Annotated in this window: 24 protein-coding genes and 1 riboswitch; of the genes, 8 read left to right on the top strand and 16 right to left on the bottom strand. The window is 66.1% G+C overall.

The window, feature by feature from the left end:
* Positions 1-6: 6 nt before the first annotated feature.
* From BLV97_RS04845 to regB, 11 genes are all read right to left on the bottom strand, one after another.
* Complete coding sequence (locus BLV97_RS04845; protein ID WP_035842666.1) at positions 7-1,116, bottom strand: alpha/beta hydrolase; 1,110 nt, start codon at positions 1,114-1,116, stop codon at positions 7-9.
* A gap of 68 nt (positions 1,117-1,184) precedes the next feature.
* Positions 1,185-2,489, bottom strand: coding sequence for an ATP-dependent protease ATPase subunit HslU (hslU, locus tag BLV97_RS04840; RefSeq protein WP_035842663.1), 1,305 nt, complete (start codon positions 2,487-2,489; stop codon positions 1,185-1,187).
* Positions 2,486-3,043 carry an ATP-dependent protease subunit HslV gene (hslV, locus tag BLV97_RS04835; RefSeq protein ID WP_035842660.1) on the bottom strand — a complete coding sequence of 186 codons (558 nt, stop codon included), beginning with the start codon at positions 3,041-3,043 and terminating at the stop codon, positions 2,486-2,488. The genes hslU and hslV overlap by 4 nt, the downstream gene beginning before the upstream one ends.
* A gap of 108 nt (positions 3,044-3,151) precedes the next feature.
* The gene (gene trxA / locus BLV97_RS04830) at positions 3,152-3,472 is read right to left on the bottom strand and encodes a thioredoxin (RefSeq protein WP_035842657.1); all 321 of its coding nucleotides are present in this window, start codon (positions 3,470-3,472) and stop codon (positions 3,152-3,154) included.
* Between the two features lie 57 nt (positions 3,473-3,529).
* A complete protein-coding gene (gene addA, locus BLV97_RS04825; RefSeq protein ID WP_035842654.1) occupies positions 3,530-6,910 on the bottom strand; it encodes a double-strand break repair helicase AddA in 3,381 nt (1,126 codons plus the stop codon).
* Positions 6,907-9,837 carry a double-strand break repair protein AddB gene (addB, locus tag BLV97_RS04820; RefSeq protein WP_035842651.1) on the bottom strand — a complete coding sequence of 977 codons (2,931 nt, stop codon included), beginning with the start codon at positions 9,835-9,837 and terminating at the stop codon, positions 6,907-6,909. Before addB ends, addA begins: the two co-directional genes overlap by 4 nt.
* The gene (locus BLV97_RS04815) at positions 9,830-10,516 is read right to left on the bottom strand and encodes a nucleotidyltransferase family protein (RefSeq protein ID WP_035842648.1); all 687 of its coding nucleotides are present in this window, start codon (positions 10,514-10,516) and stop codon (positions 9,830-9,832) included. Before BLV97_RS04815 ends, addB begins: the two co-directional genes overlap by 8 nt.
* Entirely contained in the window at positions 10,501-11,493 is a 993-nt protein-coding gene (locus BLV97_RS04810) for an aminoglycoside phosphotransferase family protein (RefSeq protein WP_035842646.1), read from the bottom strand. The genes BLV97_RS04815 and BLV97_RS04810 overlap by 16 nt, the downstream gene beginning before the upstream one ends.
* Entirely contained in the window at positions 11,486-11,965 is a 480-nt protein-coding gene (tsaE, locus tag BLV97_RS04805) for a tRNA (adenosine(37)-N6)-threonylcarbamoyltransferase complex ATPase subunit type 1 TsaE (RefSeq protein ID WP_035842643.1), read from the bottom strand. The genes BLV97_RS04810 and tsaE overlap by 8 nt, the downstream gene beginning before the upstream one ends.
* A 44-nt stretch (positions 11,966-12,009) precedes the next feature.
* A complete protein-coding gene (locus BLV97_RS04800) occupies positions 12,010-13,644 on the bottom strand; it encodes a PAS-domain containing protein (RefSeq protein WP_051646062.1) in 1,635 nt (544 codons plus the stop codon).
* A 202-nt stretch (positions 13,645-13,846) separates the two neighbouring features.
* Positions 13,847-15,214, bottom strand: a complete 1,368-nt coding sequence (gene regB, locus BLV97_RS04795) for a sensor histidine kinase RegB (protein ID WP_035842641.1) — start codon at positions 15,212-15,214, stop codon at positions 13,847-13,849.
* A gap of 114 nt (positions 15,215-15,328) precedes the next feature.
* Here regB and BLV97_RS04790 point away from each other — a divergent pair, with 114 nt between their 5' ends.
* The 3 genes from BLV97_RS04790 (at position 15,329) to BLV97_RS04780 (ending at position 17,018) form a co-directional block, all read left to right on the top strand.
* Complete coding sequence (locus tag BLV97_RS04790; RefSeq protein WP_035842638.1) at positions 15,329-15,961, top strand: SCO family protein; 633 nt, start codon at positions 15,329-15,331, stop codon at positions 15,959-15,961.
* Between the two features lie 56 nt (positions 15,962-16,017).
* A complete protein-coding gene (locus tag BLV97_RS04785; protein ID WP_035842635.1) occupies positions 16,018-16,578 on the top strand; it encodes an ActR/PrrA/RegA family redox response regulator transcription factor in 561 nt (186 codons plus the stop codon).
* Between the two features lie 131 nt (positions 16,579-16,709).
* Positions 16,710-17,018 (top strand): H-NS histone family protein, encoded by a 309-nt coding sequence (locus tag BLV97_RS04780; protein ID WP_035842632.1) that lies wholly within the window; start codon positions 16,710-16,712, stop codon positions 17,016-17,018.
* Positions 17,019-17,054: 36 nt separating this feature from the next.
* On the opposite strand, the gene BLV97_RS04775 is transcribed toward BLV97_RS04780, so the two are convergent.
* Positions 17,055-17,654 carry a YfbR-like 5'-deoxynucleotidase gene (locus BLV97_RS04775; protein ID WP_035842630.1) on the bottom strand — a complete coding sequence of 200 codons (600 nt, stop codon included), beginning with the start codon at positions 17,652-17,654 and terminating at the stop codon, positions 17,055-17,057.
* Positions 17,655-17,740: 86 nt separating this feature from the next.
* Between BLV97_RS04775 and ahcY the strand changes: the two genes are divergently transcribed.
* The 3 genes from ahcY to BLV97_RS04760 all read left to right on the top strand — a co-directional run bounded on the left by ahcY (position 17,741) and on the right by BLV97_RS04760 (position 20,595).
* Positions 17,741-19,135: an adenosylhomocysteinase gene (ahcY, locus tag BLV97_RS04770; RefSeq protein ID WP_035842627.1), complete on the top strand. Its 1,395-nt coding sequence runs from the start codon at positions 17,741-17,743 to the stop codon at positions 19,133-19,135.
* 129 nt (positions 19,136-19,264) lie between these two features.
* Entirely contained in the window at positions 19,265-19,606 is a 342-nt protein-coding gene (locus BLV97_RS04765; RefSeq protein ID WP_035842624.1) for a DUF2853 family protein, read from the top strand.
* A 327-nt stretch (positions 19,607-19,933) separates the two neighbouring features.
* Positions 19,934-20,081, top strand: a riboswitch (FMN riboswitch).
* Positions 20,082-20,148: 67 nt separating this feature from the next.
* On the top strand, positions 20,149-20,595 hold the full coding sequence (locus BLV97_RS04760; protein ID WP_035842621.1) for a 6,7-dimethyl-8-ribityllumazine synthase: 447 nt from the start codon (positions 20,149-20,151) through the stop codon (positions 20,593-20,595).
* 95 nt (positions 20,596-20,690) lie between these two features.
* Here the strand turns inward: BLV97_RS04760 and BLV97_RS04755 are convergent, their stop codons facing one another.
* Genes BLV97_RS04755 through tsaD form a run of 4 tightly spaced genes read right to left on the bottom strand, consistent with a single transcriptional unit; the run spans position 20,691 to position 23,436 of the window.
* Positions 20,691-21,104, bottom strand: a complete 414-nt coding sequence (locus BLV97_RS04755) for an EVE domain-containing protein (RefSeq protein ID WP_035842618.1) — start codon at positions 21,102-21,104, stop codon at positions 20,691-20,693.
* The gene (locus BLV97_RS04750) at positions 21,104-21,376 is read right to left on the bottom strand and encodes a YciI family protein (protein WP_035842799.1); all 273 of its coding nucleotides are present in this window, start codon (positions 21,374-21,376) and stop codon (positions 21,104-21,106) included. Before BLV97_RS04750 ends, BLV97_RS04755 begins: the two co-directional genes overlap by 1 nt.
* A 3-nt stretch (positions 21,377-21,379) precedes the next feature.
* Positions 21,380-22,345 (bottom strand): NAD(P)H-dependent glycerol-3-phosphate dehydrogenase, encoded by a 966-nt coding sequence (locus tag BLV97_RS04745; protein ID WP_035842616.1) that lies wholly within the window; start codon positions 22,343-22,345, stop codon positions 21,380-21,382.
* Complete coding sequence (tsaD, locus tag BLV97_RS04740) at positions 22,342-23,436, bottom strand: tRNA (adenosine(37)-N6)-threonylcarbamoyltransferase complex transferase subunit TsaD (protein ID WP_035842614.1); 1,095 nt, start codon at positions 23,434-23,436, stop codon at positions 22,342-22,344. The genes BLV97_RS04745 and tsaD overlap by 4 nt, the downstream gene beginning before the upstream one ends.
* Before the next feature lie 57 nt (positions 23,437-23,493).
* On the opposite strand from tsaD, the gene BLV97_RS04735 reads away from it, so the two are divergent.
* Both BLV97_RS04735 and BLV97_RS04730 read left to right on the top strand, forming a co-directional pair.
* Positions 23,494-24,204, top strand: a complete 711-nt coding sequence (locus tag BLV97_RS04735; RefSeq protein WP_035842612.1) for a uroporphyrinogen-III synthase — start codon at positions 23,494-23,496, stop codon at positions 24,202-24,204.
* Between the two features lie 229 nt (positions 24,205-24,433).
* Positions 24,434-25,579 (top strand): COG4223 family protein, encoded by a 1,146-nt coding sequence (locus BLV97_RS04730; RefSeq protein WP_143037491.1) that lies wholly within the window; start codon positions 24,434-24,436, stop codon positions 25,577-25,579.
* The last annotated feature ends 2 nt before the right edge of the window (positions 25,580-25,581 follow it).

Genomic DNA, 25,581 nt, shown 5'->3' with positions numbered 1-25,581 from the left:
GGCGCGTTACTGTTCCGCCCGGGGCGAAAGCGGTTCCAGCAGCACTTCGGTGGCACGCTGTACCGCCAGCACGGTGCCGGGAATAAGGCCCGTCCGTCCCGATCTGTCACCCTGTATGAAGGCATTCAGGCCGGTGCGGCCTTTGAACAGGCTGATCAGCGCCGGCGAATTGCCGATGGTGAAATGGTTCAGATCCGCGCCTTTCGAGAATTTTGTCACGTTGAACACGGTCACGGGCAGATCTGCCACCTTGCCGACATTGCTAAGATTGCCCAGCTGGTCGCGTTCGCCCGACAAAAAGGCTGAAAGCTGCAGCGCCCGGTCCTTGTTGGAGACGAAGATGACGAAAGGCTGCGGCATCTTGCCGATCCGCCAGGCCTGGGACTTGAACACGCTGACGTCGATATCGGGCGAGATCAGCACCACCGCCCGGATCATCCGGCGCGGCAGCGCAGGGTTGCGAATTGCCAGGTCGCGCAGCACTTCCATCGCCAGGAAGGCACCCATCGAATGCGCCACCAGGATGATCGACCGCGCCCCCGACGCCTTGGCAGCAAAGATCGTCTTTTCCAGTGCATCGCGGGCGAAGAGGGTCGAATCCCGGTCATGTTCGTAGCCCAGCACATTCGCCGCCGAAGACCACGAGAAGTAAAGCGGCACCCCGCCGATCTTGAAATCATCCATCAGCTGCGCCAGCCGGAACGCGCCTTCGGCGAAATTCACGTTGAAGCCATGCACGAACAGCACGACCTCGCGTTTCGCGGGCGGCAGTCGATGCAACGTGGTCGCCAGCGCGGCGCGGAACTTTGTCGGCCCCGCATAACGGGTTTCCGCTGCAATGGTGAAGAAGCGCTCGGGGTCGATCCGACGGCCGCTAACCTCCAGCGTGCCGGGCTTTCGGTCGGGCGGGATCGACACCTTGACCTGGCCGAAATGCGGATCGTAGATCCGTGCGTCACCGAATTTGCCGTGGGGCTTGAGGTTGCGGGTGGTCGAAAAGAACACGGTCTCGATTTTGCCGACATGGGCGGCCGACGGATCGACGACGACCGTCGGCCGCGGCGCACAGGCCGCGAGCGTCAGGAACAACAGCGGGATGAGACGAATCGTCGGCATCGGCGACCCAGCAAGGCTTTCACCCCAGATAGGGCACCGTCCGCCATCGATCCAGTGCCAGGCCGGCGTCAAAGAACGTAGCGCGACAAATCCGCCGATTTCATCAACTCGCCAAGGTTCGCGTCCACATAGGCGGCATCAATGGTGATCTCCTGACCGCCGCGGTCCGGGGCTTCAAAGCTCAGCTCCTCGAACACGCGCTCGATCACGGTATACAGCCGGCGCGCGCCGATATTCTCGACACTGCGGTTCACCTCGGCGGCGATCCGCGCGATCGCGGCGATACCGTCCTGGGTGAAGCCGACCTTGACGCTTTCTGTCTGCATCAGCGCCTCGTACTGACGTGTCAGCGCATTGTCCGTCTCGGTCAGGATGCGAACGAAATCCTCTTCGGTCAGGTCGCGCAACTCTACCCGGATCGGCAGGCGGCCCTGCAATTCGGGCAGCAGATCCGAAGGCTTGGCGATGTGGAAAGCGCCCGAGGCGATGAACAGGATGTGATCGGTCTTCACCGCACCATGCTTGGTCGAAACCGTCGTGCCCTCGATCAGCGGCAGCAGGTCGCGCTGCACGCCCTCGCGGCTGACATCGGCGCCGCGGGCGTCGGCGCGCGCGCAGACCTTGTCGATCTCGTCGATGAAGACGATGCCGTTTTCCTGTACCGCCTCCAGCGCCGCATTCTTCACCGTCTCGTCATCCAGCAGCTTGTCGGCCTCTTCGCCAATCAGCACATCATAGCTTTCGCGTACCATCATCTTGCGCTTCACGGTGCGTCCGCCAAAGCCCTTGAAGATGTCGCCCAAATTCATCATCCCCATGCTGGCGCCGGGCTGGCCGGGGATTTCCATCGCCGACATCGGGTTGGAATTGTCCTGTATTTCCAATTCGATGACGGTATCGTCCAGCTCACCGTTCTTCAGCTTCTGGCGGAACATCTCGCGCGTCTGCTCGCGGGCGTCCTTGCCGGCGATCGCCTCGACCACGCGCTCTTCGGCGGCCTGATGGGCGCGGGCCTTCACCTCTTCGCGCATCCACGCGCGGGTTTCGATCAGCGCAGTGTCCATCAGGTCGCGGATGATCTGTTCCACATCGCGCCCGACATAGCCGACCTCTGTGAACTTGGTCGCCTCGACCTTCAGGAACGGCGCGCGCGCCAGCTTGGCCAGCCGGCGGCTGATCTCGGTCTTGCCGACGCCGGTCGGGCCGATCATCAGGATGTTCTTGGGATACACCTCGTCGCGGATGTCATCGGCCAGTTGCTTGCGCCGCCAGCGGTTGCGCAGGGCCACGGCGACGGCGCGCTTGGCCTCTTTCTGGCCGATGATGAAACGGTCCAGCTCCGAGACGATCTCTCGTGGGGTCAGGTCGGTCACTTGGCGATCCTTTCCACGGTCAGGTTGCCGTTGGTGTAGACGCAGATGTCGGCGGCGATCGCCATGGCCTTGCGGGCGATCTGTTCGGCGGATTGATCGGTTTCCATCAGCCCGCGCGCCGCGGCCAGCGCGAAATTCCCGCCCGAGCCGATTGCCGCGATGTCATTTTCGGGTTCCAGTACGTCGCCGGCGCCGGTGATGACGTAAAGCTGATCACCATCGGTCACGATCAGCATGGCCTCAAGGTTGCGCAGGTACTTGTCCATCCGCCAGTCCTTGGCCAGATCCACACAGGCGCGCTGCAACTGCCCGGGGGCGGATTCCAGCTTGGTTTCCAGCCGATCCAGCAGGGTGAAGGCATCGGCCGTCGATCCGGCAAAGCCCACCACCACGTCATGCCCGCCGGGATTGATGCGGCGCACCTTGCGCGCGCTGCCCTTGATCACGGTCTGGCCCAGACTGACCTGTCCGTCGCCCGCCACCACGACCTCGCCGTCACGACGTACGGCGATGATCGTCGTGCCATGCCAGCCGGGGAATTTCTCATCCGCCATCTTTGCCTCCGTCTTTGGGCCTATATGGAAGCGCCCATCCGTGGCCACAACCCGCCAAAGCAAAAGGGGGCGCCCGGCGCCCCCTTCGCAATTGCGTGATGAACCCGTTCAGATCGCGCTGTCGATCCAGCTTTTCAGCGCGGCCTTGGGCGCGGCGCCGATCTTGTTCGACACCACTTCGCCGTCCTTGAACAAAAACAGCGCCGGGATGCCGCGCACGCCCATCTGGGCCGGGCTGTCGGGGTTCTCGTCGACATTGACCTTGGCGATCTTCAGCTTGCCGCCGTATTCGACGGCCAGTTCTTCCAGCGCCGGGCCGATCTGCTTGCAGGGGCCGCACCATTCGGCCCAGAAATCGACGACCACGGGGACATCGGATTTGCGAACCTCGGCGTCGAAGGTCGCGTCGGTGACGGGAACGGTTGCCATATCGAAACTCCTGAGAAAAAGGCTTGGCAATGAACCTATGGCTGCCCCCCCACTCCGTCAAGGGAGGCCGGCCTCGGCCCCTGCCGCCCGCAAAGCCGCCGCGATCAGCGTGTCAGGCAGCGGCATCAGCCGCGCCACGCGTGTCCACAAGATCGCGGTCTCGATCCGCCGGCCGGGATAGACCTGCGACAGTGCTTCGGCATAGGCGCCCATCTGCCGCAAAATGCCCTCTGGCACGTCTTCGGGTCGCACCGGCAGCGTCAGGTTGGATTTGTAATCCACCGCCAACACCCGATCGGGTGTCACGATCAGCCGGTCGATCACGCCATAAAGCCGCCGCCCGCCCAGATCGGCGGAAATTCCCACCTCGGCCAGCGTTCCGGGTGCGAACAGCGCGGCCAGATCCGGGGACGAGAGGATCGCATCGGCCTCGGCCAGCAGTTCGGTGATCTCAAGATCCGTGGCGGGTTCGGCCCCGCCGGCCAACAGGTCGCGCCCGAATTCGGCCCGCAGGGCCCCGGGCCGGCCCGGCAGATGTTCCAGCAGTCGATGCAGCCGCAGCCCGCGCCGCTTTGCCTCCTCCTCCGACAGGCCGTCGCCCGGCAACGCCTTCGCCCCGCCCAGATCGGAGGGCGAGAGCGTCCGTGCCGCGCCGGCCGCCGGAGGCGCGGGGGCGACGGCCCACCCCGGTATCGGGGCCGCTTCAACCGCAGGCTCTGGCTCTGCCGGAACAGCGGCTTGCGGCGCGGGCCAATCGCCGTGCTGAAAGCGCCGGATCTTGCCGATTTCAGGTGAAACAGTCTCACACTCCGTGGTACCGGCCTGCACCATCCCGGCCTCGACCATCCGGTACCAGGCATTCTCTTTCGTCACCTTCCCGGCCGCGCAGACGATCAGCCAGCTTTCCGCCCGGGTCAGTGCGACATAAAGCAGGCGCTGGTTTTCCTCTTCCTGCCGGCGTCGGGCGTCCTGCCGCGCTGCTTCGATCGCGGCGGGGCTTTCGTTCGCAGGGGTCATCCAGCCCAAGGCCCCCTGCCCCAGATCGACCAGCGAACCCGACCGGGGCGGGTTGCGGTCGGCGGTGTCGGGCAGGATCACCAGGGGCGCCTCCAGCCCCTTGGCGCCATGCACCGTCATCACCCGGATCCGCCCGCCCGCGCTATCGGGTTGGCGCTTCACCTCGACGTCGTCGGCCGCCAGCCAGCCGAGAAAGCCGGTCAGGCTGGGTACTTCCGTGCGTTCGTAAGCCAGAGCCTGGCCCAGCAATTCGTCGATCCCGTCCTCGGCCTCCATCCCCAGCCGCGCCAGAAGACGCCCGCGCCCTCCATGGCGCGTCAGGACGCGCTCGATCAGCTCGAACGGCCGCAGGAAATCCGACTGCCGGCGCAGATCGTCCAAAATCGCGGCCTCTGCGGGAAATGCGTCTCTGTTCCTGCGGAAAACTTCCCACAGAAACGGCCCTTCACGGGGCTGCGCAAGGGCGTAAAGCTGGGCCTCGGACCAGCCGAACAAGGGCGAACGCAGCGCTGCGGCCAGCGACAGGCTGTCTTCCGGCGTGGCCAGGAACGACAAGAGCGCCGTGATGTCGCGCACAGCCAGCTCCGCCCCCAGCCGCAGCCGGTCGGCGCCGGCGATCGGCAGGTTCGCGGATTTGCAGGCACGGATGATTTCGTGAAAAAGCCGTCCGCGACGTTGCACGAGGATCAATACATCCCCGGCGGTCAGAAGGCGGGCGCCCTCGTGGGCCAGCGGAATCCGCACCTCTTCCGTGAGCATCCGCTTGATCTCGGCCGCGATGCGCTGGGCCAGCTGCGCGGTGTGGTGCCGGTCGGACACCAGATCGACCGGATCGGTCCAGTCGCCCTCGTCCGGTTCAGGAACAGGCTCTAATACAGGCCAAATGTCCACTCGCCCGGGCATTGTCTCATGAAAGGCAAGGTGTTTCGACGCCCCCCCAAGCCCGATGCCGCGGCGCTCGTCGAAGGTCAGGTCCACCAGCCGCAACACCGCATCCGAGGAACGGAAGGAATATTCCAGCGTCAGGCTTTGCAGCGCGATCCGCACCCCCGCCAGCCGCGAGCGGAACTGATCGTGCATCCGGTCGAAGGCGCGCAGATCGGCGCCCTGAAAGGAATAGATCGACTGCTTCTTGTCGCCGACGACAAAGATCGTCCGCTCCACCCCGCGCGCGCCCTCGCCGGCGGTGAATTCCTGGGTCAGGCGCTCGATTACCTCCCATTGCGCGGGGCTGGTGTCCTGCGCCTCGTCCACCAGGATATGGTCGATCCCGCCATCGAGCCGGAACAGCACCCATTGGGCAACGGAAGGATCGGTCAACAGCGCCCGGGTCTTGAGGATCAGGTCATCGAAATCAAGCCAGCCGAGCGCCGCCTTGCGCGCCTCATATTCCGGCAAGAAGACGCCCGCGAACCGGTGCAGCGCGGCGGTGCGTTCCGCCGCGATCAGCGCAAGCCGCCGGGGCCGCGCGGCCTCGACCCGCCGCATCAGATCCTCAAGCCGGTCCAGTAGGTGCCCAAGCCCGGCCTGCGTGGCCTTGGTCGGGAATTTGCCCAGCTTCGCGGTGAACGGCTCCTTCGCGCTGGCGCCGGTCAACAGCACCTCTTCCAGAATTGCCAGATCACGCAAATTCGGCCGTGTCAGAGACAGATCGTGCAGTTTTCGGGCCGCTGCTGCATCCGTCTTGCTGCCTGCCTCCAACGCCACGATCACGCCGGGTAGCCAGTCCTCTTCGCCGCCAAGGAACACTTCTGCCAGGACGGCATCGGCATCGTATCCCGGCGGCAGGGCGAACATGTCCCACACGGCTTCGGGCGACATCGGAGGGGTGAAGGACGCACGCTGACGCTGCACCTCGTCGCAGAGCGCCGAGAAATCCTCATCGGTCAGAAAGCGGGCGACCGCGTCGATCGCATCCCTGCGGGTCTCGGCAAGCGTGTCGATCACCTCGTCGCGCAGCAGCGCGGCGCGGCGGTCGTCCATTTCGGCGAAGGCGGGCGTGACCCCCGCCTCTAGCGGAAACCGGCGCAACAGAGACGCGCAGAAAGCATGAATCGTCTGGATCTTTAGCCCGCCCGGCGTTTCGATCGCCCGGGCGAAAAGCCGGCGGGCTTCGGCCAGCTTCTCGGCGTCGACGCAGCCTTCCACGCCCAGTTCGGTCAACGCGTTGCGCAGCGCCTCCTCTTCCAGCATCGCCCATTCGCCCAGCCGTCGAAACAGGCGGTTCTGCATTTCGCTGGCGGCGGCCTTGGTATAGGTCAGGCACAGGATGCGCTGCGGCTGCACCCGTTCCAGCAGCAGCCGCGCCACCCGGTCGGTCAGCACCCGCGTCTTGCCAGACCCCGCATTTGCAGAAAGCCAGGTCGAGGCACCCGGATCCGCCGCCTGCACCTGGCGTTCGCTGGCCGCGTTCCGGCTCATGCGCCTTCCTCCCCGACGTCTTCGGGCGCGGCGAGGTCGCTTAGATCCCATTCGCCATAGCGCGCCAGATGGTCGTAATCGCCGGCGAAATCGTCCTTGAACATCGCCCGCCGCGCTGCATAGCCGGTCTCGCGCCGCTGATAGCGTCCGATCAGCCGCTCCAACCCGTGCCAGACCTCCTCGGTCAACTCCGGCGTGATCTCGGTCTCCACCTCCTTTGGCGTGCTGCCTAGGCCGATATAGGTGATCCGCGCCACCTCGGCCGGGCCGAGATCGGCGAAACCCCCGCGTTCGGCCATCGCAGCCTCCAGCAGCAGCTGCTTGTCAAAGCTCTGCTGTTGTTTCGGCGTCGGCGGATTGCCGGTCTTGTAATCCAGCAAATGCAGCCTGCCGTCCGGCAGACGATCGATCCGGTCGGGCCGGGCTGTCAGGCGAAAATCGGCCTTTTCCAGTGTGACAGAGCCTTTCCTTTCGATCAAAACCGGCGCGCCTTTGCGCCCGGCCTCACGCATCAGGAACCAGTCGGCCACACGTTCCAGCCGCGCGCGCCACAGCCGCCGCGCCGCCGGCCAGGGAATTTCGGCGTCCAGCACCGCCTCGGTGATCGCCAGCAGGCGGGCCCGGGCGTCGGGCAGGCTTTCGCCGGGTTCGAGGGTGCGGAAACGCTCAAATATCAGGTGCAGGACGGATCCGCGCAGCCGTGGATCGGGCCCCGCGCGCAGCGGATCGAGAGGCTGAAGCCGCAAGATGTAGCGCGCGTAGATCGCATATGGGTCGCGGATCAGCGTCTGGATCCGGGTCACCGGAAGTTCGGCCGGGCGGGCGGCCACCGGGGGGCGCGGCGCCGGCCGGCCCGCGGCGGGCATCTGAGCCGCGGGCGACTCGATCGCTGCGGCCAGCGTCAGCCACCGCGCGCCGCGGTCGCGCATCTGCGTCAGCGCCTCGGGGCCGCCGTCCAGCCCGCCCAGCAGGTTCGTCAACCGGTTCACCCAGCGCGAGGGCACGGTCTGCGCCTCGGCATCGCGCAGCGCGCGCGTCAGCACGACCTGCGGCGCGGCGACGGCGATCTGGTAGTCATGCGCGGATAGACCCACCTGCCTTTCCGGCAGTAACAGAGACGCCTCCATCCGCATCTGGCGGTTCAGCCAGGGGTCCGGCGCGGGCAGCGCAGGCCATATGCCATCGTTCAGACCGCCCAGAATCACCAGATCCGCGCCCAGTTCGCGGGCCTCGCGCGGGCCATGGATGGAAATCAGCGGATGGGCCTCGACCGCCTCGCGCACCTCCTGCCGGGACAGAATGGAGGCGAAGAGATTGGCATAATCCGTGGGCGACAGACTGCCCGCGACATCCGCTTCACGCGCCAGGTCCCGCAATACTTCGCGCGCCGCCGTTCCGGCCTCTTGATCCCAGAGCGTGCCGGCGCCCTCGCCTTCGGGGCCTTGCGCCAGCGCCTCGGCGACGCGGCGATGATCGGCGATATGATCCGCCAGCGGCCGGTCGCCCATTGACTCGCAGCCCTCCAGCAGACCAGCCAGCCAATCGGCCCAGGGGCGGGCTTCGTCACGTTTATCGGCCCAGTAGCGCAGATCCTCAGGACGCGGAAAGACCGGGCCGTACCGGCGCAGATGCAGCTCCAACTCTCGTGTGTGCAGAAGATGCGGGCCGCGGGCGCTGCCGCTATGGGTCAACGGGTGTTTCAGCACGATCAGAAGCTGCTCCGCCGTCAGCCGCCGGCCGAAAAGCGCCGCGACATGGCGCAAGAGCCGCCCCGGAGGGCTAAGGCCCAGGGGCCGCCCCGCGCTGTCGTCGGGCAGGATCGCCCAGCGCCCGAGCGCCGCGGTGACCTGCCGGGTCAGGATCCGGTCAGGGCTGATCAAGCAGGCGCGGCGGCCATGCTCGGCGGCTTCGCGCAGGCAAAGAGCGATCGCCAGCGCCTCGGCACGCGGCCCCGGCGCCTCGATCAGCGACATGCGGGCACAGGCGCCGCCAAGCCCGCGCAGCGCGCGTCCCTCTTGCATCCACTGATCGGTGACGGGCGCGGGACGCAGCGAAAGCGAAATCAGCCGGTTCCGCGCCGGATCGGGCGCGTCGTCCCGGGCCCAATTCGTCACTGTTTCGGCGGAAAAGCCGATTTCCTCCATCAGCCGGCGAAAGCGGTATTGGGGGTGGTCCTCGGCGGTGGTGGCATCCGTCAGGCCGGACCAGACCGGCGCGGGCAGGTCGAAATCGAACCCCGGCAGCACCAGCGCGCCCTGCGGCAGAGCCGCCACCGTGCGCATGAACAGCGCGGTCGTCCCGCGTGAACCGGTCGAGCCGGCCACCAGGATCGGATGATCGGGCGGCGCCGCCTGCCAGCCTGCGGCCAGCGCCCGGACCACCCGGCGGCGCAGGGCCTCGGCATCGGGCGGGGCATCTTCGGTCAGGAACCGCGTGACGATGCGCAGAAAGCGCAGGGCGCGATCCCAGTGGCGGGCATGTTCGTTCAGGTCGAGCCGCTCCAGCGCCTCGGGACCGACGCCTTCGCCCTGCATCTCTTCCATCAGCGCGGCCAGGCTGTCGGCCAGGTCGTAGATCGCGGCGCGCGGCGCCAGATCGGGTGCACGCGCCAGCAATTCCGAGACCAATTGCATCAGTTCCAGCCGACGGCGCAGGCCAGGCACCGGCGCGGGCAGGCCGGGCATAGGCAGATCCTGCGCCAGATCGGTGACCAGATGCAGGCGTGGCAGCAGCAGCGCGCCCTCTTCGCAGAATATCTCTTGCACGCGGCGCTGCATGCGGCGGGTGTTGAGATAGATCTGCACCCGCGCCATGGCCTCGGGCGGCTGACCGCGCATTCGGGCATGCAGACCCGTGACCAGGGCGCGGGCGAAATCCGCGCCGGGCGGCACACCGAAGATGCGGGGGGTGGTCTGCGGGTCAAACATGGCGGGGTTTCCGCAGCAAGGCCTCGGCTGTGGCGATGCCTTCGGGGCGGCCAACGTCGCCCCAGGAACCGTCATGAATCTGGCCGAAAAGCCGCCCGTCGCGCAACATCCGGTCCCACAGGACGTTCATCGAAAAGACATCTTCGTCGATCGTCTTCAACCCCTCGGTCCGGGTGATCTGAAGCCCGGAATAGATCAGGCCGGGCCCGCGCGTCAGGCCGCCTTGGGGGCCGATCAGAAAATCGCCGCCGCCTGTGTGGCCATGGGCGCGGGTGGGATCGATCAGCAGTAGAAGCGCGTCCATGCGGGCGGGATCCCACGCGGCGCGCAGTTGCGATATCGGGTTGGATCCCGTCCAGACAGCATCCGTATTGAGCGTGATCACCGGCCCCGCGCCCAGAAGCGGCAGTGCCGCCCGCAGGCCGCCGCCGGTTTCCAGCAGTTTCGGTTCGGGTGACAGCCGGATGTCGGGGCGGCCGCGCAAGTGATCGCGGATCTGATCGCCCAGGTAATGGGTGTTCACCACGATCCGATCCGCCCCCGCCGCGTCGACCAGCGCCAGCGCGTGGTCCAGCAGGGTCCTTCCCGCCACATTGATCATGGGCTTGGGGCGGGTTCGGGTCAACGTTCCCATCCTGGTGCCGCGCCCGGCGGCGAACAGCATCACCGCGCCGGGCATTGCGCGGCCAGGGCGGATAGGTGGTCGGGGCTGGGTTCGGGGATCGATTTCGTCACTATCTCTGCCAAGTCGGCCAATTCCGGGTGGGTGAGGCAGCGTTGGGCAAGCGCCCAGACGCGGGGGATCATCGCCAGGTAACGGGTCTTGCCGGCCTGGCGAGCGAGGCGCGCGAAGAGGCCCACGATTCGCAGGTTCCGCTGCGCGCCGAGTGCCGCATAGCTGGCCGCAAAGGCCACGGGTTCTGCATCGGTGGCGGCGGCGAAGCGGGCGATCATCGCGGCCTCGATGTCCGGCGAAACGTCGCGCCGTGCGTCCTGCAGCAGCGAGACCAGATCGTAGGCCGGGTGGCACCGCATGGCGAGCTGAAAGTCCAGCAGACCGACACGCGCCAGGCCCTTCCGCTCCGGCAGCCATAGCAGGTTCTCGGCATGATAATCGCGCAGGATCATCGCTTCGGTGTCGGGCACCAACCGGCCCAGCGCCTTCCGCATCGCGGCGACCAGCGGCGCGGCATCGGTCCCCGCATAGCTTTCCGCAAGGACCGAGACGTAATCGGCCATCGTCGCGATGTCATAGACCGGCAATCCCGGCAGCGGCGGCGCCGTGTTCAGATGCAAAAGCACATCGGTTGCGGCGGTGTAGAGACGTTTTTCAAGGCCTGGATCGGCCTTCAGCTGCCGGGCGAAGAGGGCATCGCCCAGATCTTCGAGCAAGAGGAACCCCCGCGCCGGGTCTTCGGCCAGAATCTTGGGTGCGGACAGGTCTAGCGCGCGCAGATGTTGGGCAACGCGGGTGAAATCCGCGACCGACTCGGCCAGGCCGGGGGGGGCGTCCATCAGCACGGACGTCGCGCCGGATTCGGCAATCAGCCGGAAGTAGCGCCGCGCCGAGGCATCACCGGCGAGCGGCAGCCAGCGCGCCGCGCCCCAACCGGCGCGGGCGGCGAAATCGGCGGCCAGCTGGTCGCGATCAGGCATCGGCTTCCCCCAGCCCGACAAGATGTGCCGCCCAGCGGTCCGGCCCGGTGATCGCGATGCGGCGCGCGTCGTCGCGCGGGCCGGGGCCCAGCGTCAGGTGCAGCGCGTCGGCCGGCGACTCGGGCCCCAGGCGGTCGGGCCACTCGATCAGGCAGATCGCGTCGTCGAAGGCTGTATCCAGGCCCAGCTCGAACAGTTCCGTCGGATCGGTCAGCCGATAAAGATCGGCATGCCAAATCTCGGTGCCGTCGGCGGCCTCATAGGTCTGGACCAGCGTGAAGGTGGGCGAGGGCACGTCTTCCGGCACCGCCAGCCGCGATTGGATCAGGGCGCGGGCGAAATGGGTCTTGCCGGCGCCGATCGGGCCGGCAAGCAAAACGACATCGCCCGCGCTCAGCAGATTGCCGAGGCGGCGGGCGAGATTGGCGGTGGCCTCTGGCGAAGGCAGGGTCAGATGCGCGGAACAGGACATTTCAGCCCCACTCTTACCCCGCCACGGGGCACCTGCAAGCGCGATCAGGCGCGGCGCTTGCGTTTCGGGGCGGCGGCCGCGTCGGCGGATTTGCGCGCCGGGGCCGCTGTCGGTTCCAGCGACGTATCGGCGGCGGCGGGCAGTCCGAATTGCACCATGGTGGCGCCGCCCGACAGCGGCGAGAACCGGCAGCGCAGCGCCCGGCCGTCGCTAAGCCGCGCTTCGGCCGACCAGCTTTCGCGCGCCTCCATTGAGCCCACGAACAACCTTAGCCGCGCCCAGATCGGGCTGGGGGCGCAACGTGCTTGCCAAAGCGCTAGCGCCCCCTGGAATCCGCTTGAAAGCGGGCGCTGATCCTCGTCGGTCTGCCACAGGCGGCCGTAGGCGGCGTTCGAGGCCACCATCTCTCCGGCCGGCGAAAACACCGCCACGGCCTCTTCCAAGGTGTCGAGCACCGCCTGGCTTAGTTCCAGATCGGCGCGGAAGCGGCGGGTCAGGGACATTTCGGCGCTGATATCCTCGAACAGGAAGGCCACCGCCCCGTCGGGGTGCGGCCGGCCGGTGACCCGGAAGGTCTGCCCCGATGGCAGGGTCCAGGTTTCCTCGTATTGGCCCGACGCGGCAGCCTTTTCCAACGCAGCCATCTGGGTGCGCCAGGTCTTGTAATCCTTCGGCTCCGGAATGGTGCGCTTTTCGCGCATGGCGTCCAGGAAGGCCGGCAGCCGCGGCCGCGACGACAGGAATTCCGGGCTCAGAAGCGTCAGTTCGATCAGCGCCGGATTGAACAGGGCAAGCTGGCGCTGACGGTCGAAGATCGCCAAGCCGATGGTCAGATGCGCAAAAGTCTTGGTCAGCGTCTGTATAAAGCTGCGCAGGCTCGATTCCGCCTCTACCGCGGCATCGGCGGGCAGGGCGAACACCATTCGTCCGGTCGCGGTGCCGATGGCATGGCAATCGAACCACAGCGTGGCCGTTTGGTCGGGCGGCGTCATCGAGGCCCGCCGCGCCATCGCCGGTCCTTTCGACAGATCCGGCAGGTCGAGCCCTGGGAACAGCCGCGGCAGCGGCCAGCCGGGATCGTCCTCGTCGCGGATGCCGGCATGAGTCAGATAGCTGAGATTGGCCCAGACGACAGCGCCTTCGGCGGTCTCGCGCCAGACCAGGAAGGGCGCCTGATTCATGGTCGCGCGAAGATCATCCAGCTCTTCCTCCAGGGCGCGCAGGCTGATTGGGTCCGAGGCACCGTCCCGCTTTTCGCGCGAGGGATCGATCAATCTGATCTGCGTAAGCCCGCCGCGCCACTGCGTGCTCAGCATCAGCGGCCGCGGCCCTTCCGCGATCAGGTCGAATCGGCCCAGCTCTTCGAGCTGGGTGATCCGGTCCTCGAATTCTGGAAAGCGCGGCAGCACATAGGACAAAAGACTTGCCCAGCTGTCTTTTTCCTCCGAGGTCGCGGTCAGAAGTGCGCGCGCGTCGGCGCTTGCATCGACAAGATGCTGGCCGTCGAAGAGGAAGACGGTCCCATCCGTCTGGTCCGAAAACAGGCTGTTCGTGGGCCTGGTCCGCGATCTTCCCGTCGGCAGCGCCAGTGCGGATATCGCAAGGAAGGCCGCAGCAATAGCGGAACCGAAGATTACAAAGACATGGACCCAGTCGATCGGTTCCCAGCCGAGACCCATAGTATTCCCCCCCGCGACGGTTTCCCCGCCTTACTAAACCTGAAAGCGAATTGCTTAATTAAAGATTAATAATAGCAGTATATTAGTGCCGCATCACCAGACATAACGTCGCGATGACACAATCATTGAGTGTATTGCGGATCCGCCATAGGTCGCGAGGTCGAGCGATCGCGTGGCGCGGGCCGCCGCCGGGATCCGCCGGTCAGCCGGTGATCAGGACGTTGTCGCCCAGGGCGTCGTCGGTTTCGGTGCCGATGCGGGTCCGGGGCCAGGTCGCGGTGACGATCGCGCCGGTTTTCGGGTGGCCTTCGCCATTGGTGAAATCAAGCTCGGCCCCCGAGCGTTCCAACAGTGTCTTGGCGATGAACAGACCCAGGCCCATGCCCTCATATTCCGGGCGCTGGCGGCGGTCGGTCTCGCCCTGGCGGGCGCGCACGAACGGGTCGCCGATGCGGCCGATCACATGCGGCGGATAGCCGGGCCCGTCATCGCTGATGCGAATGATGACGGTATCGGGGGTCCATTCGCCCTCGATCCAGACGGTCTGTGCGGCAAAATCCACCGCGTTCTGGATCAGGTTGCGCAGCCCGTGGATGATTTCCGGCTGCCGCGTCAGGCTTGGCTGGCGCTCGTCACCGCCCGTGCCGGGATGCAGGGCGAAGACGATCTCCTTGCCGCGGTCCAGATGGGGTTCCGCCGCCTCGCGCAGCAGCGCGGCCATTGGTGTGCGGCGCAGGTGCAGATCGTCTTTCCCCGCCCGCCCCATCGAGCGCAGGATATCGCGGCAGCGGTTCGCCTGATCGCGGATCAGCGCGACGTCCTCGGCCAGTTCGGGGCTGTCCTTCAGCTCATCCAGCAGCTCCGAGCTGACCAGCTTGATCGTCGCCAGCGGCGTGCCCAGTTCATGCGCGGCGGCCGCCACCACCCCGCCCAGATCGGTCAGCTTCTGCTCTCGCGCCAACGCCATCTGGGTGGCCAGCAGCGCCTCGGACATGGACCGTACCTCGGACGCGACGCGCCAGGAATAGAGACCCAGGAAGACGATGCCGATGATCGTCCCCAGCCAGAAGCCGAAGGCGAAGACCGGCGGCACCCGCAGCTCCTGCCCGCCGTTCAGCATCATCGGCATGTGGAACACCGCCAGCGCCGAGACCAGCGCGATCGACACAGCGCCCAGGAACACCGTGGTGCGCAATTGCAGCGTGCTGGCGGAAATCGTCACCGGCGCCAGGATCAGCAGGGTGAACGGGTTGTTCAGCCCGCCGGTCAGGAACAGCAGCATCGCCAGCTGCAGAATGTCGAACAGCAGCATCCCCATCGTCTGCGCCTCTGTCAGGCGGACGTTGCCGGGGAAGATGAAGATCGCGCCCAGATTGGCGACGACACCGGCCAGCACGACGATGAAACAAAGCCCCAGGTCCAGATCCAGCCCGTAAAGCCGTTGCGCCGCCAGGATTGCGATCGCCTGCCCTGCCAGCGCCAGCCAGCGCAGCAAGATCAGCGTGCGCAGCCGCACCCAGTTGCTCGAGGCGTCGAAGGCGAAAAGCTCTGGGCTGGGGCTGGGGGTCATCGCACCGCTCGCGTCGGTTTGGGGGGGCAGGCGAAGGGCCTGAGACAGGGTAACGCATTGTTAGTCTGGCCGGGATCGGGGATCAATGACGGGTCCGAAGCCAAGAGCACCCCGATGCCCCGCCAGACCGGTCTGATTTCCGTTGTCGTCGCCACCGCCGTGTTGGCGGCGGGCGCGGGGGGGTATCTTTACATGCAAACCCGCGGCCAATCCGATCTGCTCAGCGATTGCACCGGGGGCAAGATCGCGGGCGGGGCGATCGGCGGGCCCTTTACCCTGATCGACGGCGACGGTCGCACGGTGACCGACAAGCAGGTGATCACCAAGCCTTCGCTGATCTATTTCGGCTACACCTTCTGTCCCGATGTCTGCCCGCTGGACAACGCCCGCAATGCCGATGCCACCGATCTGCTGGCCAGGCGCGGGTTTGACGTGACGCCGATCTTCATCTCGATCGACCCCAAGCGCGACACGCCCGAGGTGGTCAAGCAATACGCCGAGAATTTCAGCCCCAGGATGATCGGTCTGACAGGAACTCCCGCAGAAGTGAAGGTGGCGTCGAAGGCCTATCGCACCTATTACCGGATTCAGGATCCCACCAAGAAATTCTATATGATCGACCATTCGACCTATACCTACCTGGTACTTCCCAAGCGGGGTTTCGTCGAATTCTTCAAGCGAGGCGATACGGCCGAAGAGGTGGCCGATCGCACCGCTTGTGTCCTCAAAGCCGCCGGGACAAATTGACGCCCCCCGCGCTTGGCCTTAAATAGAGCTAAATGCGCGAATGTCCGGGGGACAAAATGACCGAGGACGACGACCTGCTGGTCGAACTGGGCGAAGACCGCTCACTGCTTCTTGTCGATGATGACGAACCTTTCGTGAAGCGGCTGGCCCGCGCGATGGAGAAACGCGGCTTCATTACCGAAACCGCGGAAAGTGTCGCGGCGGGAAAGGCGATCGCCGGCAGCCGGCCCCCGGCCTATGCGGTGATCGACCTTCGGCTGGAGGACGGAAACGGGCTGGACGTGGTCGAGGTGCTGCGCGAAAAACGCCCCGACGCCCGTATTGTCGTGCTGACCGGATATGGCGCGATCGCAACCGCAGTGGCGGCGGTGAAAATCGGCGCGACGGATTATCTTTCCAAACCCGCCGACGCGAACGATATCGTCAACGCGCTGCTGGCGCGCGGCGACGAATTGCCGCCGCCGCCGGAAAACCCGATGTCGGCGGATCGCGTGCGTTGGGAACACATCCAGCGGGTTTACGAATTGTGCGATCGCAACGTGTCGGAAACCGCCAGGCGCCTTAATATGCACCGCCGCACCTTGCAGCGCATCTTGGCGAAAAGAAGCCCGCGTTAAGCTAGACCTCGCAGATTTTTTCGATACTTAGCGCCGGCCATTCTTCGCCGTAAGAATGGCTGCGCGTTTTTAACATCTTGACACTATTGAAACACTGCGCGATTTGTCAAAAAAACGGAGGCAGAAACCAAATGGATTTGAACAAACTTTCTTTGAAGGAACTCAAGGACTTGCAATCCAAGGTCGCGAAGGCGATCGCAAGCTATGAGGAACGGCAGAAAAAAGAAGCCCTGGCAAAGCTTGAGGAAAAGGCCCGCGAAATGGGGTTCTCCTTGGCAGAGCTGACCGGTGCGGCACCGAAGAAGAAGCGCAGCGTCTCGGCGCCGAAATATGCCAATCCCGCCAATCCGTCCGATACCTGGACCGGCCGCGGCCGCAAACCGAAATGGATGGTCGAGGCAATGGCCGCCGGTAGATCGCCCGAGGAATTCCTGATTTAGAAAATCCGCTGGGCGAGGCCCCGCAAACGCGGGGCTTCAGGTACCATCCATCGCCGCCATCAGCGCGGCGTGGCGCGCGGTGTAGTCGGCGCGCACCTCGACCGGCGGGCGCAGACGGATCTCTAGCCCCTGGACGATCTCCTTGTGGACCCGGCCGAAGAAACGATCGGCCTCGGCCGGGGTAAATCCGGCGATCTGCGTGGCTTCCAGCCAGGCGGAAATCTTGTCCGCCGCCTTGATCGCCTTCTTTACCGTCTTCGGTAGGGTTGATGGCAGCCCGAACCGGATATGGATCGCCGAGGCCAGGCGCTCATCCAATTCGCCATAGGCGGGGCCGACGGCGGCCTTCACCGGGCTGATCATGTCGCCGATGACATATTCGGGGGCGTCATGCAAAAGCGCGGCCAATCGCCACCTTACCGGCGCGGCGGGGTTGGCGCGGTGATAGATCTCTTCGACCAGCAATGAATGTTCGGCCACCGAATAGGGAAAATCGCCCAGCGTCTGACCGTTCCAGCGCGCGACGAAGGCAAGGCCATGGGCGATATCCTCGACCTCGATATCCACCGGCGTCGGATCCAGAAGATCCAGCCGCCGCCCGGAAAGCATGCGCTGCCAAGCCCGTGGTTGCGCCATCCGCCCTTCTTCGCCCCCGTTGCCATTGTCCGACTGTCCGCCCAGTGCTATCTGACCGGCAGTCAGGTTTTCAAGGAGCACGGCCCATGCCGAAGGATTACATCGTCAAGGACATCGCCCTCGCAGATTACGGTCGCAAGGAACTCGACATTGCCGAGACCGAAATGCCGGGCCTGATGGCCCTGCGCGATGAATTCGGCACCTCGAAACCGCTGAAGGGCGCGCGCATCGCCGGCTCGTTGCACATGACGGTGCAGACGGCGGTGCTGATCGAGACGCTGAAGGCGCTGGGCGCCGATGTGCGCTGGGCCTCGTGCAACATCTTCTCGACCCAGGATCACGCCGCGGCGGCGATCGCGGCGGGTGGCACCCCGGTCTTCGCGATCAAGGGCGAAAGCCTGCCTGACTACTGGTCCTACACCGACATGATCTTCCAGTTCGCCGAGGGTACCGCGAACATGATCCTCGACGACGGCGGCGACGCGACGCTCTACATCCTCATGGGCGCGCGCGTCGAGGCGGGCGAGGAAGACCTGATCGCCGTGCCGACCTCGGAAGAGGAAGAGGCGCTGTTTGCGCAGATCCGCAAGCGCCTGGCCGCCAGCCCCGGCTGGTTCACCAAGCAGCGCGATGCGATTCAGGGTGTTTCCGAGGAAACCACCACCGGCGTTCACCGGCTTTACGATCTGCACAAGAAGGGCCTGCTGCCCTTCCCGGCGATCAACGTGAACGACAGCGTCACCAAGTCGAAGTTCGACAACAAGTACGGCTGCAAGGAAAGCCTGGTCGACGGCATCCGCCGCGCCACCGACGTGATGATGGCCGGCAAGGTCGCCGTCGTCTGCGGCTATGGCGACGTGGGCAAGGGCTCGGCCGCGTCGCTGCGCGGCGCCGGCGCGCGTGTGAAGGTGACCGAGGTCGACCCGATCTGCGCCCTGCAGGCGGCGATGGACGGGTTCGAGGTGGTCGTGCTGGAAGACGTGGTCGACAGCGCCGACATCTTCATCACCACCACCGGCAACAAGGACGTCATCCGCATCGAGCATATGCGCGAGATGAAGGACATGGCGATCGTCGGCAACATCGGCCATTTCGACAACGAGATCCAGGTTGCCGCGCTGAAAAACCACAAGTGGACCAACATCAAGGACCAGGTGGACATGATCGAGATGCCCTCGGGCAGCCGCATCATCCTGCTCAGCGAAGGCCGCCTGCTGAACCTTGGCAACGCCACGGGCCATCCGTCCTTCGTGATGTCGGCCAGCTTCACCAACCAGGTGCTGGCGCAGATCGAGCTGTTCACCAAGGGCGACGAATACGCGCCGGGCGTCTATATCCTGCCCAAGCATCTGGATGAAAAGGTCGCGCGCCTGCATCTGGCCAAGATCGGCGTCAAGCTGACCGAGCTGAAGCCCGAGCAGGCCGAATACATCGGCGTCACGGTCGAGGGCCCCTTCAAGCCCGAACACTACCGCTACTGATCGCGCCGCCCAACTTCCCGCGCCGCCTGCCTGCGGCGAATTATTGCTTGGCGCATTGGGGGCTTCGCCGTAACCTTCGACCAGCCCGAAGGCAGCGAGGCCCTCAGGCGGGCATCTGGGAGAGTTGATATGAGCAAACGTGACGAACTGATTGCAAAATATGCCGACGATCTGAAGAACAAATGCAAGATGACGCCCGATATGGACCTTCTGACCAAGGTGACGATCGGTTGCGGGCCCACGATCTACAACGCCGACAGTTCCACGGTGGCGGGCTCTGATCCGGCGGAATTGGAGACGGTGAAGAACAATTTCCTGATCAAGAAGCTGGGCCTCGCCGACGGTCCGCAACTGATGGATGCGATCAACGCCGTGATCGACACCTATGGCCGGTCCGAGCGCAACAAATACCGCGCCGTGATCTATTACATGCTGGTCAAGCATTTCAACAAGGCCTCGGTCTACGCCTAGTCCCTGATTGCCACGAACCGAAAGCGCCCGCTTATCCGGCGGGCGTTTTGCATTATGGCCTCCGCCGCTCTGCCGCCCCGCATCTCGGTTAACGCCGGATGAAGCAAAAGCCCTTGTTTTGCCACGTCTTTTCACCGCTTCGGGTTTGCCTTGCCGGCCATTTTCCCCTAAGGTCCTTTCATGGCCAGAACGGCCGGAACCAGGATTTCACGTGGTGCAGGGGTGTACCGGGTGGCAAGGGGTTTCGGCCAGGGGGTCGAAGCCCCTTGTTCTATTTGACGGCCAAATTTCCCTCTTGCATCGGATGCGCGGTTGGTTTTTCTCTTCGCCAGTTCTCAGGGCGGGGCGGAATTCCCCACCGGCGGTAAGACGAACACTTCGTTAAGCCCGCGAGCGCCTTCCCCTTGGGGAAGGGTCAGCAGATCAGGTGCAATTCCTGGGCCGACGGTCATAGTCCGGATGAAAGAGAATGTGCGCGCCTCCGTTTCGGGGGTCTGCATGTGATCGCCTTGGGTGACGTGTCACTAGCGAAGGAGATCACGATGACACACACCCGATATGCCTTTATCAAGGCCAATTGGCATGCCGATATCGTCAGCCAGGCGCTGACCGGCTTTACCCAGATCATCCCCGCAGGCCAGGTCGATGTCTTCGACGTACCCGGCGCCTTCGAAATGCCGCTGCTTGCGCGCGACCTTGCGGCTTCGGGCGCCTATGCGGCGGTGGCGGCGGCGGCCCTTGTCGTCGACGGCGGCATCTACCGCCACGATTTCGTGGCGCAGGCGGTGGTGAACGGGCTGATGCAGGCAGGGATGGAAACCGGCGTACCGGTGCTTTCGGTCTCGTTGACGCCGCACAATTACCAAGAGACCGAACACCACAACACGATCTTCAAGGCGCATTTCGTGCAAAAGGGCCGCGAGGCCGCCGAGGCCGCGCTGGCCATCGGCCGTACCCGCGCGCGGCTTGCCCAGGGCGCGGCCGCATAGGCTACGCCCGTTCCGTTCATTGCGCACCGAAGACGCGAGGCGCGCGCCGATCCGCCCCGACAGGCCGGCGCGCGCCCTTCTTGGGCTGCGCGGCCCTAAAGCCCGCCCATCTTGCAGACGATCTTCCACTCTTCCTCGGTCACCCGCTGCACCGACAGACGCGAGTTGTTGACCAGAACCATATCCCGCAGCCGCGGATCCGCCTTGCAATCGTCCAGGCTTACCGGGTGGGGCAAGGGTTTCACGGCCCTGATGTCCACACATTCCCAGCGCGGATCGTCGGTCGTGCTGTCGGGGTGCGCCTCGGCGCAGACCTCGACGATGCCGACGATCTCTTTTCCCTGGTTGGAATGGTAGAAAAAGCCCAGATCGCCCAGCTTCATCGCCCGCATGTTGTTGCGCGCCTGATAATTGCGCACCCCGTCCCACTGCTCTCCCTTGTCGCCGCGGGCGACCTGGGCATCCCAGCCCCAGGTGTCGGGCTCGGATTTGAACAGCCAGTAGGCCATCAGCCGACGACCTTCTTCCAGGCTTCCACGCTGACGCTCTCGAACAGGCCCGCCTTGGCATAGGGATCGCCGGCGGCCCAATCCTTCGCGGCCTGAAGGCTGTCGACCTCCAGGATCAGCAGGCTGCCGCACATGCCGCCATCCGCATCAAGGAAAGGCCCGGCCAAGGACACCACGCCGGTTTCCCCAACATAGGCCAGATGGGCATCGCGGTTGGCCTTGCGGATCTCGATCGCACCGGGCTTGTCGCGGCAGATCACGGCGTAGGGCATCATTCACTCCTGCTTCAAAGGGCGGGTCAGAAGGCTTTCGGCAGCCTCTTCGATGGATGTCTCGCGGTCAAGCAGCGCCGCGATCATGCGGGTGATCGGCATCTCGAACCCCCGCTGCGCGGCCAGCTTCGCCACGGCGCGGGCGGTGGCGGCGCCCTCGACCGTGACGGCGGGGTCGAAGGTTCCCCGCCGACCCAGCGCCTCGCCGAAACGAAAGTTGCGCGACTGTGACGAGGTGCAGGTCAGCACCAGGTCACCAAAGCCCGACAATCCCGCAAGCGTCTCGGCCCGCGCGCCCAGCGCTTCGGCCATCCGTGTCATTTCGGCATAGCCCCGCGTCATCAGCGCGGCCCGCGCGGAATCGCCAAATCCTGCGCCGATCACCACGCCTGCGGCAATGGCGATCACGTTTTTCAAGGCTCCGCCCAGCTCTGCCCCCGTCACGTCGGTGGTGCGATAAAGCCGCAAGACCGGCGTCGAAAGGCCACGCTGCAACGCCTCGCCCCGCGCAACGTCGGCACAGGCGAGCGTCAGCGCGGTGGGCATGCCCCGCGCGATATCGGCGGCAAAGCTGGGCCCGGTCAGGATCGCCGGGGTTGCCGAGGCGCAGGTACGGCGGATCACGCTGGCCGGACCTTCCAGCGTGGCCAGATCGATCCCCTTGCAACAGGCTACCAGCACTCGACCGTCCAGGCCCGGCTGCGCCGCCAGAAAGCCGGCCAATTGCTGCATCGGCAGCGCCAGCAGCACCGGGCCCTCGGCGGGTATCGTGCCGATTTCAGCAGTGACAGAGACACTTTCGGGGAGGTCGACGCCGGGTAGGCGATCGCGGTTCTGCCGCGCGGCAGACAGTCGGGTGGCCTGGTCCGGATCGCGCGTCCAAAGCGTGACTGCCGCCCCCCCGCGCGCCAGGGCGACGGCCAGCGCGGTGCCGAAGGCGCCGGCGCCAAGGATGGTGACCGTGCTCATGCCTTGGCCCCCTTCTTGCCGAAGCCGATCAGTGCCGGCTGGCTTTGGTCCAGCGGCCATCGCGGCCGGGCGCGCAGGTCCATCCCGTCGCGCTGACCGGCGCGGAAACGTTCGATCCCTGCCCAGGCGATCATCGCCGCGTTGTCGGTGCATAGCCGCAGCGGCGGGGCCACGAAGCGGGCGCCGGTTTCGGCGGAAAGCGTCTCTAACGCGGCCCGAATGGCGGAATTCGCGGCCACGCCCCCGGCCACGGCAAAGGCGGGCTGCGTCGGTGCCTCGGCCAGGTAAAGCGCCAGCGCCCGGCGTGATTTGCCCGTGATCACATCCACCACGGCGGCCTGGAACGAGGCGCAAAGATCGGCCCGGTCGGCGCGCGACAGCCCACCGTTTTCGGCCACCAGCGCGTCGCGGGCACGCAAAAGCGCCGTCTTCAGCCCCGAGAACGAGAAATCGCAACCCGGCCGGTCCAACAGCGGGCGAGGAAGCGCAAAGCGGGTGGGATCGCCGGATTTCGCCTCTGCCTCGACCGCGGGGCCTCCGGGCTGGGGCAGGCCCAGCAGCTTGGCGGCCTTGTCGAAGGCCTCGCCCGGGGCGTCGTCGATGGTGCCGCCGATGCGGGTGAAATCGTCGCTATCCCGCACGATCAGGAACTGGCAATGCCCGCCCGACACCAGCAGCATGAGGTAGGGAAATTCCAGCCCATCGGTCAGCCGCGGCGTCAGAGCATGCCCTGCCAGATGGTTCACCCCGATCAGCGGCAGCCCGGCACCGGCGGCAATGCCCTTGGCGCACATCACCCCCGACAGCACCCCGCCGATCAACCCCGGCCCCGCCGTCACCGCCACCGCATCCAGCGCACCAAGGCCGACGCCGGCCTGCGCCAGAGCCTCTTCGACGCAAAGATCCAGCTTTTCGGCGTGGGCGCGCGCGGCGATCTCGGGCACCACGCCGCCATAGGGCGCATGTAGCGCGGTCTGACCCGCGACGACGGAGGACAGGATCTCGGGCCGGGTGTCGGGGCGCGCACGCACCACCGCGGCGCCGGTATCGTCGCAAGAGCTTTCAAGGCCGAGGAGAAGCAGGTCTTTCATTGCCGGGCCGGATCGGGGAAGGTTCCTTGCAGGTAACACCCGGACCCGCCCGAAACAATGCCAGCCACGCCCATTCTGCTGCTGACCCGCCCCGCCGTGCAATCGCAGCGCTTCGCGCAACAGGCGAGGGCCGCGCTGGGCCCGCTGACGGTCGTGATCTCGCCTCTGACAGAGATTCGCTTTCTGGAGGCAGAGATGCCGAGGGAAGGCGCAGTGATCTTCACGTCGGAAAACGGGGTGCTGGCCCATGCGCGCCGGGTGCTGGGGGCGGGGCGCAGGGCCTGGTGCGTCGGCGCCCGAACAGCCCGGGCCGCCGAGGCGGCGGGATTTCATGCGCAAACCTCGGGTGGCGATGCCGATGCGCTGGTGTCCGATCTGATCGCGCGCGGCGTGCGGGGGCCGCTTTTGCATGTGCGCGGCACCCATAGCCGCGGCGCGGTGGCGGATAGGCTGAATTCCGCCGGTATCGAGACACATGAAGCCGAACTTTACGATCAGCGCCCCAAGCCGCCGACGGCCGAGGCGCGCGCCCTGTTGGCCGACCATGTGCCGCTGCTGGTGCCGCTGTTTTCGCCGCGCAGTGCCGCCTTGTTCGCCGCCGCGGCAACGGGGGCAGGGGCGCCGCTTCACATCTTCGCGTTCAGCGCGGCGGTGGCAGCCGCCCTGAAGGGGGTGGAAATGGCGTCTCTCGACGTGGCGGCGCGGCCCGAGGCCGGCGCGATGATCGACGCGATGGCGCAGCGGATCGCCGCAGCCGGGCTGGCTTGAGGGTCGCGCGGGCGCAGTCTAAAGTCGGGCCTGGCGGGGCGTCCGGGGGCGCCGAATTTCAGGAGGGATGCCGATGGCGGGCCGCAAGACGCCGAAAGACGAGACCACGCCTTCCGAGGCGCCGAAGACGGCCCCTGATTCTGCAACTCCTGACGCTGACAGCCCCAAGACGGCGAAGCCAGATCAGGCTACGGCTGAGACGCCGGACGCCGAAACGCCGGACAAGGACATGCCCGCACCCCAGGCCGCCGACACGGCCGATCCTACTTCTGATCCCGTCGTGGTCGAGGAAAGCTCGGCCGCGGTCCGTGCCGCGGGGCCTGACGCCGGCGGGGGCGAATCGTCCGATCCTGCGCCCGCGCCGGTGGTCAAGCGGCGCGGGCCGGGGGCCTTGCCGCTGGTTCTGGGGGGTGTGATCGCCGCCGCGCTGGGATTTGGCGCGGCGCAATATGCCAATCACGGCTGGCCATTCGGCCCGGGCGCCGCACAGGACGCCGCGTTGAAGCAAGAGGTGGCGGGTCAGGCCAGCGCGATCGCGGCGCTGAAGGCCGAGGTGGAGAAGCTTGACAAGGCGGGTTCTGCGATGCCGGGCCGGATCGAGGCGCTGGGCAAGGAACTGGGTGCGAAGATCGCGTTGGACAGAAAGGCCGCCTCTGCCGGGATCCAGGCGAATGCGCTGGCAATCGACGACTTGAAGACCAGCATCACCAAGATCGGCTCTGCCAGCGCGCGGGCCTCGGGGGCGGTTCCGCCGGATGTGGCCGCGAAGCTTTCGGCGCTGGATCAGCGGGTCGCGGCGCTTGAGAAGGACGTCAACGGCCAGATCGCGGCGGCGCAGAAGGCCGCCCTGGCCGAGAAGGCCAGGGCCGAGGCCGCCGCCACACGGGCAGAGGCGCGCGCCGCGCTGACCCGGATCGACGCGGCGCTGACGGCGGGCGGCGGTTTCGCCCCAGCGGTGGCACAGTTGCAAAAGGATGGTGTGACGGTACCGCCAGAGCTGGCCGGCGTGTCCCAGACGGGCGTTCCCACCCTGGCCGCGCTGCGCGCCGATTTCGACCCGGCGGCGCGCAAGGCGCTGGCGGCGTCGGTCGCGGGTTCGGTCAAGGGCGGGATCTGGTCGCGGCTGGCGGCCTTCGTCCAGGTGCAGACGGGGGCGCGGTCGTTGACGCCGCGGGCGGGTGACAGCCCGGATGCGGTCTTGTCGCGGGCCCAGGCGGCATTGGACAAGGGCGATCTTTCGGCCGCGATCAAGACGCTTCAGGCGCTGCCCAAGGCCGGGCAGGCGGAAATGGCGCCCTGGGTCGCGAAGGCGGAGATCCGGCTGAAGGCCGAGGCCGCCGCCAAGGCGCTTGCCACCACGCTGGACGGGAAGTGAGG

This window comes from Allgaiera indica, assembly GCF_900106675.1.
Lineage (GTDB): Bacteria > Pseudomonadota > Alphaproteobacteria > Rhodobacterales > Rhodobacteraceae > Acidimangrovimonas > Acidimangrovimonas indica.
This window is presented reverse-complemented; position numbering and strand designations above follow the sequence as displayed.